Raw genomic sequence first — 10,678 nt, 5'->3', positions numbered from 1 at the left:
GCTACTGTTAGTATATTGTAGGACAACGTTCTATCTGATGTTGTCACATATCTTTATGGAAAAGATTCAATGTTTTTACTTCTGCTAACAAAGCCGTCCTATAAGGACGGGGTTTTAGACCCAATTTTTGTGATAAAAACTAATCGCATCAAACACTTGAGCCGCCGTCACGAGTTGCAGTAACTTCTGTGGGATTTCTTCAGGCTTGATTCCTGATTTCCAAAACACCACAATATCCCGTACAGTAACTTGAGTGTCTGCAATAATCGGTTCCCCCTGCAAAACTTCAGGATTGCGGGTGACATAGCGAGAAATGCTTGTAGGAGACAGCGAACTGGTCATAACGACATTATCAGAAAATGTAAACCTGCCTTCATCTTAGCGTAGTGGACAGAAGATGCCTATTATTTCCCAAACTCCTTCTCTATTCCATCTGCAAATATTCCAAAACCAGCAGCCGCAAATAGTCTAGCATTCGGATATAAGACCGCATTTGAAGATAGCCCGATCGCATCTCATCATAAAACTGAGCGATCGCAACACGATCGAACACCCGAAGCTGATGTAAGTCTGCGATCGCTTTCTCGCGATGCTCAACCCCTGCGCTAGTCTCAATCTGACTAGCATAACCACGAATACTGACTGTCACTAACTCAAGCTCCTCCAGAAACGAAAACTCTTCCTCGGAACCAAGATAGCTCAGAGCTATCTCTTTGCGCTCTGATTTAGTGTTTTGATAGTCAACCGTCAACTGTGCCAAAAGCTGCACAATAATATCTTGCTGAATCGCTAACTTGTTTTGAACTTGTGTCATATTTCTATCGCCTTTTATCTCAAATCCGCTCTTCATCGGAATGATTATTAGCCTAAATTAGGACACGGCAGTGCCCATTGGTGTCAACTTAAGGCTGAAAGCCCGCCAAGTCCGTTAGTCATCCCACAAGTCCGCCAGGGGTTAAAACCCCTGTCTAATAGCTAAAGTCGGTTGAAACCGACGGTCGATTTGCCCCAAACCAATATACATCAACTAACTCTTCAGTCCTCTTTGAGAGGACTTTCGCTATAAGACAGGGGTTTAAACCCCTGTCTGACTATCGGTTTGACCTTAAGTTGACACCAATGGGCAGTGCCGTTTCTCTACAAGAAATCTGCGGTTAAATCATTCCGATCCAAATCAAAATTGATATTACCCCTTAACAACCGCCCACTGAGTCACCGGTGCAAGCGGCTTCCAACCCTGAAAAGAACCGATCGCCCCAACCCGCTGAATCCCAATTCTAATTAACTCCCCGCCATGTAAAGAATGCCATTGCAAAACTTTCAACTCACTCTCAATAGTCACCGCATTCACAACTAATCGGCCGCCCTCACCCAAAGCATTCCAACAGGTTTCCAGTAAAGCTTCTGCGGTGACACCGCCACCGATGAAAATAGCATCTGGTTGAGGCAAATTTGCCAAAGCTGATGGCGCTTCTCCCGCCACAATTTGAAGTTCCGAAACACCCAAATTAGAGGCATTTTCAGCGATGTATTGCAGTCGAGTAGGATGGCGTTCGATCGCGATCGCCCGACAACCCCGATGACTCCGCATCCATTCAATGGCGATCGAACCACAACCAGCGCCCACATCCCACAGCAACTCACCCGGAATTGGCGCTAAGGTTGACAGAGTAACCGCTCGAATCTCCCGCTTGGTAAGTTGTCCGTCGTGGAGATAGGCACCATCCGCCAAACCAGAAGTGCGGGGGAAAATCATAGTTTCCCGATCGGCTGCAACTACAATCGCGATCGCATTCAAATCAGCCAAATCCGGTGCATTCCAGGCTGCTGCAACTCCCTCAATCCGCCGTTCCGAAGCCGCTCCCATCCGCTCGAACACCGTCATCAAACTGCTACCAAACCCCCGCTGTGTCAACAATTCAGCAACCTTTCCCGGAGTGTGTCGATCGGCACTTAAAACCAGCAAACGCGCCCCCGGATATAGAGAAAGGGCGATGGAGGCCACTGGGCGGTTTGTCAAACTGAAAGTCTCAACCTCCGCCAAAGCCCAACCCAGACGGGCGCAGATGAGACTGAAGGCTGATGCTGCGGGAATTATCATCATTTCGGCGATCGGAATCCGGCGCGACAGGGTGACACCAATCCCGTGACACATCGGATCGCCACTGGCGAGCACGCAAATCGACTCTCCCTGGCGACGGATAATCTCATCGACTGTGGCTTGTAAAGGTGAAGCCCAGAGCAATTTTTCCCTGGTGTCGTCCGTTGGTAACATGGCTAGGTGACGAGCACCACCGACTACGACTTGAGCGCGATCGAGCAGGGTACGGGCGATCGAACTCAATCCCGATAATCCATCTTCCCCAATCCCCACCACCGAAAGCCATTTGTCTACCATCAGCCCTACTCCTGCAATTTTTGCCACTCAGCATGAATCTATTTCCAGCATATTGGACAACAGCCAGTTGACTAATTGACTACAGCTAAAAACTAAATCGCCTGGTTGGCAACTTCCTTGATACAAGCTTTCCAGCCATTTCAGCATTTAGGTAAGTCACCAAATACAAGCCACATAGAAAAAGTGACACTTTTAGTTGTTTAGTAATTCGTCTTTTTCCCTAAAGTTTAAGTAGAGGCAAACAAAACACCTAAAACGTTCAGCCTTTTATTTATATTACTTACAACGGGGTCTTTACTATGAAATACCTAAATATTTTAACCTTAATGTTTTTCTGGACTACTCTCAGCATCACCTCTCCAGTTAAACCCGATGAATTGCCAGCCTTCACTAATTCTAATAATGTGAATTCTCAGGAACAAATTTTAACTCCTAGAAATATCGAGGGAGAAACTCAGCCGACGGAATATCAACAAGATACAATGATGTTTGGAGATATTTTACCTGTGGCTACCTTTGGTTTGTCATTGGTTTGTTTTTGTTTTAACTCCCCTACGGAACCTGATTGAAAACTAGGCGATTTTTCATTACTCAAGGCAATTAGGCGAGGGGGAATTTGTTAAGAAAATTGAGGGTTTTGGTTTTGGGGTGCAAAAATGTGATACCTTTTTTAAACCTGAAAGCGGGAAAGTCCGGTGCAATTCCGGCGCTGTGCCGCAACTGTGAAAGTCAGAATGCCGCTTTCAGGAGTGTCAATTGAGATTCCCTGCGTCGCACGGGGAGGAGTTTCTTTGTTAGTTTTGAATGAATTACCGACTTGTCCGGGCTTATTTTCTGGTTCCAGAGCCAGAGATGGAATATTATCGAGGATGCGGATTCCGGGGGGAATTTTAAATGTAGCGCAGTGTGGGGCGATCGCGGATTTAGTCGATCGATACGGTACGGGCTACGTGCAAGTAACAAATCGCGCGAATTTGCAAATCCGAAACTTGAACTCGGCAATTTCTGCTGAAGTCTGGCAGAATTTGCAAGCATTGGGATTAGCATCTCGCTTAGTTGAAATTGACCCGATTCGCAATATTATGGCCAGTCCGACAGCAGGTATCGATCGCCAATCGTTACTCGATACTCGCCCCCTAGTTACAGATTGGGATAATTATCTGCAAACCCATCCCGAACTGTCGGAACTTTCGCCTAAATTCAGTGTAGGTTTTGACGGCGGAGAATCGGTTTCTATCCGCGCTATTCGCAACGATATTTTATTAGCGGTATGCGGCAAATCGGTCGTCGATTCAGAAATATTGTTTTCCCTGCATTTAAACGGCGAGGATACAGGAATTACAATTAAAAAATCGCAATCTATATCTGTATTAGCAGCCCTGGCTAACACATATCTGGAATATACCAAAAATCAGCCTCGAATAGAGGGAAAAAAACCGCGTTTACGTCACCTGCTGGCAGATTGGGGTGTGGAAAAATATCTCGAACAGATACAGCATAATTTACCCTTTGTATTGCAGCAAAGCTCGATCGCTCCGTCTGAAAAATCCCTAGCCAATTACCAACATCTCGGCATTCACCCCCAACAACAATCCGGTTTCTCCTACATCGGCATCGCCCTGGCCCTAGGCTGGCTAAAATCGCAACAACTGCGAGATTTGGCAAATTCAGCCCAAAACTTCGGCGGAGGCACTCTGAGGCTCACGCCTTGGCAAAATCTGTTGATTTCTGACATCCCGAACCACCGCCTTAGCGAACTCGAAAAGTCGATCGCCCGTTTGGGATTGCACTCATCCGGAACCAATCTAGACTCATGTTTAGTTGCTTGTGCCGGCAACACTGGCTGTGCATTGGCGATGACAGATACCCAAAGTCACGCCCTAGCAATGGTGCAGGATTTAGGGCAAAAATTAAAGATCGATCGCCCAATTAACATTCATTTCAGCGGCTGCGAAAAATCCTGCGCCCAACATTCTCCCATTGATATAACGTTAGTGGGAATTCAGATAAAACAACAAAACGAGACGATCGCAGGTTACGACATTTACGCAGGTAAAACAGACTCACCCTTTGGGCGACAAATTTTCCAGGGCGTGAGTGTGGATCAGATATCGAGTTCGATCGCCCAAATGCTACGAATATATCAACAATTGCGATCGCCCGACGAATCCTTGGGCGAATTTGTAGATCGAAGTGCGATCGACCAATTGCAGCAATTGCTTAACCCCAAAAAACCAAACCACAAGTGAACCTCTTTCTTCCTCTTTCTTCCTTCGCGCCCTTAGCGCCTTCGCGGTTCATTCAAAAAAGATCCAGTTTTAAATAATGCTTGACTATATTAAAGACGGAACAGAAATCTACACCAAATCCTTGGGCGAATTTGTAGATCGAAGTGCGATCGACCAATTGCAGCAATGGTTTAAGAGCGACTCCGGTTAATCAATTTCCAGTTTCCGGCTTGAGTCTGCTCGATCGGCTTTTACCAATAGTCCTAGACGCAAAAAACCCGGTTTCTCTGAAAAATCGTCGATAGATCCGAGATATATTGACGCAGAAACCGGGTTTTTGGCCGCGCGTCCCTAAAATCCTTCTAACGCGCTATTATTGACACAAATATGGTGCGTTTTGACTTCGCGTTAATTTTTCGCAAAAAAATCAATATGCTCTCCATTCCAGGCGTAGCCGTTGTAACACTTCTCTATGAAAGTGCCAACTCCCTCGTTTACCGGGCCATTCGGGAAGCAGATAACCAGCCACTTATCCTCAAACTTCTCAAAGAAAGTTACCCCACACCTCAAGAATTGGTGCGCTACCGCACCGAATACCGCATTACCCGAAAGTTGAAAGAGGCGGGAGTCGTGCAAGTTTATGACTTGCAAAAATACCAAAACACCCTCGTGATGTTTCTGGAGGACTTTGGCGGCGAATCGTTGAAAATATTGATGCAGCAGCGTCAGTTTAGCCTAAAGGAGTTTCTGCAAATTGCGATCGCCACAACTGAAACTTTAGGGCAAATTCACATCGCCAATATTATTCATAAAGATATTAACCCCTCAAATATTGTTTACAACCCGAAAACGGAACAATTAAAAATTATTGACTTTGGCATTTCCACTCAGCTAAGCAGAGAAACACCGACTCTGAAAAACCCCGGCATCCTGGAAGGAACCCTCGCTTACATCTCACCAGAACAAACCGGGAGAATGAATCGTACTCTCGATTACCGGGCTGATTTTTACTCGCTTGGTATCACATTTTACGAATTGCTGACAGGAAAACTGCCTTTCGAGACAGAAGATACTTTAGAGTTGGTTCACTGCCACATTGCCAGACAGCCAGTTCCCCCGCAGGAAATCGAACCAAAAATTCCTCTGATTATCTCCCAAATAGTTATTAAATTGATGGCGAAGAATGCGGAAAACCGCTATCAAACTGCATTAGGATTGAAGCACGATCTAGAAAATTGTCTCGTTCAATTACAAGCAACGGGTAACATTGAGCAGTTTGCCTTGGGAAAGCGGGATATTACAGACCGTTTCCTGATCCCCGAAAAGCTCTACGGTAGAGAAACTGAAGTTTCCAATCTATTAGCAGCCTTTGAACGAGTTGCATCAGGACGATCCCCCCAACCCCCCTTATTAAGGGGGGCTTCATCCGACTCCCCCCTGAGTAGGGGCGGTGGATGGTGCGTGCCCGCCCTAGGGGAGGAAGCGAATTTATCCGGCAGTGAACTGATGCTAGTCGCTGGCTTTTCTGGGATTGGTAAAACCGCATTAGTAAACGAAGTTCATAAGCCGATCGCCAAACAACAGGGCTATTTTATTAAAGGCAAATACGACCAATTTCAGCGCAATATTCCTTTCTCAGCGTTTGTCCAAGCTTTTCGGGATTTAATGGGGCAATTATTATCAGAATCCGATGCTCAATTACAAATATGGAAAACCAAGATGCTCACCGCAGTAGGCAATAATGGGCAAGTCTTAATTGAGGTGATTCCTGAATTAGAACGCATCCTTGGCGCTCAACATCCAGCAATAGAATTATCGGGGAGTGCAGCACAAAATCGCTTCAATTTGCTGATGCAGAATTTTGTGCAAGTATTTACCACCGCCGAACATCCCTTAGTGATATTTTTGGATGATTTGCAGTGGGCAGATTCGGCATCTTTGAAGTTGCTACAACTATTAATGGAGGATAGGGGGCATCTGTTAGTTTTGGGTGCTTATCGGGATAATGAAGTATCGCCTACTCATCCGTTTATGTTGACGGTAAATGAGATTATTAAGTCTGGGGCAGTGGTGAATACTATGATGTTACAACCATTGAGTTTAGCAGATCTGAATCAATTGGTAGCAGATACGTTGATTTGCGATTTATCTTTGGCTCAACCCTTGACAGAATTAGTCGCTCAAAAAACTCAGGGTAATCCTTTTTTCTCGACTCAATTTCTGAAGGCATTACATGATGATGGACTAATTACTTTTGACCCCCCTCAGTCCCCCCTTAGTAAGGGGGGAAGTACAGGGGAGTCCCCCCTGACTAAGGGGGGAAGTACAGGGGAGTCCCCCCTTAGTCAGGGGGGAAGTACAGGGGAGTCCCCCCTTAGTCAGGGGGGAAGTACAGGGGAGTCCCCCCTTAGTCAGGGGGGAAGTAAAGGGGAGTCCCCCCTTAGCAAGGGGGGAAGTAAAGGGGAGTCCCCCCTTAGCAAGGGGGGAAGTAAAGGGCATTGGCAGTGCGATATTGCTCAAGCTAGACTGACTCACGCCTCGGATGTAGTGGAGTTTATGGCGGCGCAATTGCAGAAGTTGCCCCAAGAAACTCAGGATGTCCTCAAGTTGGCGGCTTGTATTGGAGCGCAGTTTGATTTAGATACATTGGCAGTTGTCAGTGAAGAATTACCAAAACAAACGGCATTATCACTCTGGAAAGCTTTGGAAGAAGAACTCATTTTACCGATTCAGGAAAACTATAAGCTTTTTATTCCAACAGAGGCTCAATTCAAGACTGATTCTATTACCAATCCAATTTATCGGTTTCTACACGATCGCGTCCAGCAAGCGGCTTATTCATTGATTCCCGATCGCCAGACACCAGCCACTCACCTCAAAATAGGACAATTGCTGCTACAAAGTTCCTCAGAGATGGAAAGAGAGGAAAAACTGTTTGATATTGTCGAGCATTTGAATTTGGGGCAGGAGTTAATCGCCCAAGCAAATGAGCGGGAGGCCTTAGCACAACTTAACTTAAAAGCTGGACAGAAAGCTAGAAATTCTACCGCTTACGCTGCGGCAAAAGTTTATTTGCAAATAGGGATAGAGTTACTGACAGATAACTGTTGGCAAAGTCAATATGAATTGACATTAAATCTTTATGTTGCTGCTGTCGAAGTTGCCTATTTGAATGCTGACTTTGATGATATGGAGCAAATAGCAGCAGAGGTGTTGGAGAAAGCCCAGACAATTTTAGACAAAGTTAAAACTTACGAAATTTTAATGACAGCCCAGACAGCCCAGAACAAGATGTTGGAGGCGATCGCAGTAGGCAGAGATGCACTGGCGCAATTGGGAGTTGAACTCCCTAACGAATCCGAACAAGTTAAGATAGATCTAGCGCTACAGAGCCTTACCAGACAACTCCAAGACAGAAGGATTGAGGAACTACTTAACTTGCCCGTAATGACCGATCTTCAGATTCAAGCAGCCATGCCAATATTAGGAATATTATGGTCGCCGATTATTCAAGCCATGCCGAGTTTAACGCCACTACTGAGCTCCACGATGGTGAGTTTATCGCTCCAGTTTGGGAATTCACCTGCATCGACGGTGGGGTATTTGATTCACGGTGTGGTGCTATGTTCTTTTTTGGGAGATGTCAAAACTGGCTATGGCTTTGGTAAATTGGCATTGAATTTACTCGATCGGTTTAATGCACCGGAATTTAAGTGCATGATTATAGCTGTATTTAGTAGCTGGATTCAGCATCACCAAGAAGCTCTTAGGGCAACGATACCAATGAGTAAAGATGGGTATATGGCTGGCATGGAAACTGGCGATTTTCTATACGCTGGCTATAACCTAACCGTTTGCTTTGAGGGCACTTTGTGTGGTGGAGTAGAAATAGATACTTGGGAAGCCGAACTAGCAGATTACAGTGCTGCGTTCGCTCAAGTGAAGCAATATTCTGCCCAGATTATTTTAGATATAACGTGGCAGACAACGAAAAACTTGAGGGAAACTGTAAGTACACCGGATTGTCTAATCGGCCATGCCTACAATGAAACAGTGATGATTCCTAAACATCATCAGGACAATAACTTAACTATGATTGCTATTGTCTACACATATAAACTGATGCTTGCTTACTTCTTTGGCAATTATCCGGCGGCCCTAAGCCACATTGCCCAAGTCAAGCCGTATTTGATGTCAGTATCGGGATTGATTTTTTTCCCCATTTTCCATTTCTACGCCGCCCTGACGCACTTAGCACTCTTTCCCACTCACCCAGAAATTGAGCAAGCAGAAATTCTTGCCTTAGTGGAAACTCATCAAATCACTCTGCACCAATGGGCGCAAAATGCTCCCATGAATTATCTGCATAAATGGTATTTAGTGGAGGCAGAAAAGCAGCGGATTTTCGGCAATAAAGTTGAGGCGATCGAATTGTACGATCGCGCTATCTCCCTCGCTCAAGAAAATCAATTTCTCAACGAAGAAGCCCTAGCCAATGAACTAGCCGCCAAGTTCTATCTAGAATGGGGCAAAGAAAAATTTGCCCAAATCTATATGATTGATGCCTATTATGGTTATGTCCAATGGGGAGCCACTGCTAAGGTAAAGGATTTAGAAACGCGATATCCCCAGTTATTGAAGGTAACTCAACCGGGAAGGAAAAACACTCAAACTAGCGTATCCATGACAACTACGGGTTCGGGTAATCACGTAGATATCACCGCAGTCATGAAAGCTTCTCAGGCGATTTCCGGCGAAATATTGCTGGATAAGCTACTGTCTAGTTTGATGAAAATTTTGATTGAAAATGCAGGGGCGCAAAGGGGATATCTGATTTTGTCAAGCCAGGAACAACTGTTAATTGAAGCTGAAGGGACAACTGATGGCGCTAGCGTCACCGTCTTACAGTCAATCTTAGTTGATAATTGTCAAGAACTTTCCTCTGCGATTGTGAATTATGTCGCCCGCACTCAAGAAAGTGTGGTACTAGATGATGCTGTGAAGGAGGGACAATTTACTAACGATCCATATATCCAAAAGCATCAGCCTAAATCAATTTTATGTGTGCCGCTGATTAATCAATCTCAAATCGTTAGTATTGTTTATCTGGAAAATAATCTGACAGCAGGAGCTTTTACGCCAGAAAGAGTGGAATTATTAAAAGTATTATCTGGACAGGCGGCTATTTCGATTCAAAATTCTAAGCTTTATACAGAAGTACGCGAAAGTGAGAAGATGCTGGCTCAACTCAATAAAGCTTACGAGCGTTTCGTCCCCAGTCAATTCCTCAAATTTTTAGATAAATCAAGCATCATTGATGTGGAATTGGGCGACCAAGTGCAGTTGGAAATGTCGGTGTTGTTTTCCGATATTCGCGACTTCACCACGCTTTCGGAAAGTATGACACCGGAGGATAATTTCAGATTTATCAATTCCTATCTCAGTCGCATGGAACCCGTCATTAATCAAAATAATGGGTTTATTGATAAATATATTGGCGATGCGATTATGGCGCTGTTTAGCGGAGATGCGAATAATGCCGTAAACGCGGGAATTGCCATGCTCAATCGTCTTCTTGAATACAATCAAAATCGCGCTCATTCTAGTTATGCCCCGATTAAGATTGGAATTGGGATTAATACGGGTTCTTTGATGCTGGGAACGGTGGGAGGACCAAATCGCATGGACGGGACAGTCATCAGCGATGCGGTGAATTTAGCTTCTCGCGTGGAGGGATTGACGAAAAATTATGGGGTGTCGCTGTTAATCACCCAGGAAACTTATTCGCGTTTAGAAAATCCATCGAAGTACGCAATCCGCAGCCTCGACACGGTAAAAGTCAAGGGAAAATCCGAAGCGGTGACGGTTTATGAGGTGTTTGATTGCGATCGCCCAGAAATCAAAGATGGTAAGTTAGCCACGCTGGAATTGTTTGCGGAAGCTTTGGCGATTTACTCCGAAGGGAAGTTTGCTGAAGCGGGGCGGCTGTTTGCAGAGTGTTGGCATCAGAATCAGGGCGATGGCGTTGCTAAAATTTATTGGGAACGCTGTC

At 45.2% G+C, this 10,678-nt stretch carries 6 protein-coding genes and 1 riboswitch; of the genes, 3 read left to right on the top strand and 3 right to left on the bottom strand.

All coding sequences use genetic code 11. The features are described from left to right. Window positions 1-114: 114 nt before the first annotated feature. From AAFP11_RS28200 to cbiE, 3 genes are all read right to left on the bottom strand, one after another. Complete coding sequence (locus AAFP11_RS28200) at window positions 115-342, bottom strand: DUF433 domain-containing protein (RefSeq protein ID WP_341740001.1); 228 nt, start codon at window positions 340-342, stop codon at window positions 115-117. An 82-nt stretch (window positions 343-424) separates the two neighbouring features. Beyond that, on the bottom strand, window positions 425-814 hold the full coding sequence (locus AAFP11_RS28195) for a hypothetical protein (protein WP_341740000.1): 390 nt from the start codon (window positions 812-814) through the stop codon (window positions 425-427). A gap of 372 nt (window positions 815-1,186) precedes the next feature. Then, window positions 1,187-2,398: a precorrin-6y C5,15-methyltransferase (decarboxylating) subunit CbiE gene (cbiE, locus tag AAFP11_RS28190; RefSeq protein ID WP_341740002.1), complete on the bottom strand. Its 1,212-nt coding sequence runs from the start codon at window positions 2,396-2,398 to the stop codon at window positions 1,187-1,189. A 299-nt stretch (window positions 2,399-2,697) separates the two neighbouring features. Here cbiE and AAFP11_RS28185 point away from each other — a divergent pair, with 299 nt between their 5' ends. From AAFP11_RS28185 to AAFP11_RS28175, 3 genes are all read left to right on the top strand, one after another. Beyond that, entirely contained in the window at window positions 2,698-2,967 is a 270-nt protein-coding gene (locus AAFP11_RS28185) for a hypothetical protein (RefSeq protein WP_341739999.1), read from the top strand. 99 nt (window positions 2,968-3,066) lie between these two features. After that, a riboswitch (adenosylcobalamin-variant (AdoCbl-variant) riboswitch) is annotated at window positions 3,067-3,210 on the top strand. Then, complete coding sequence (gene cobG, locus AAFP11_RS28180) at window positions 3,190-4,647, top strand: precorrin-3B synthase (protein WP_341739998.1); 1,458 nt, start codon at window positions 3,190-3,192, stop codon at window positions 4,645-4,647. Its footprint overlaps the riboswitch before it by 21 nt. Before the next feature lie 411 nt (window positions 4,648-5,058). Then, a partial coding sequence (locus tag AAFP11_RS28175) for an AAA family ATPase (RefSeq protein WP_341739997.1) occupies window positions 5,059-10,678 on the top strand: 5,620 nt, incomplete at its 3' end.

It is taken from the genome of Microcoleus sp. CAWBG640 (genome assembly GCF_020883015.1).
In the GTDB taxonomy this organism is placed as follows: Bacteria; Cyanobacteriota; Cyanobacteriia; order Cyanobacteriales; family Microcoleaceae; genus Microcoleus; species Microcoleus anatoxicus.
Note: the sequence above shows the minus strand (reverse complement) of the source record. Positions and strands in the feature narration are given on the sequence as shown.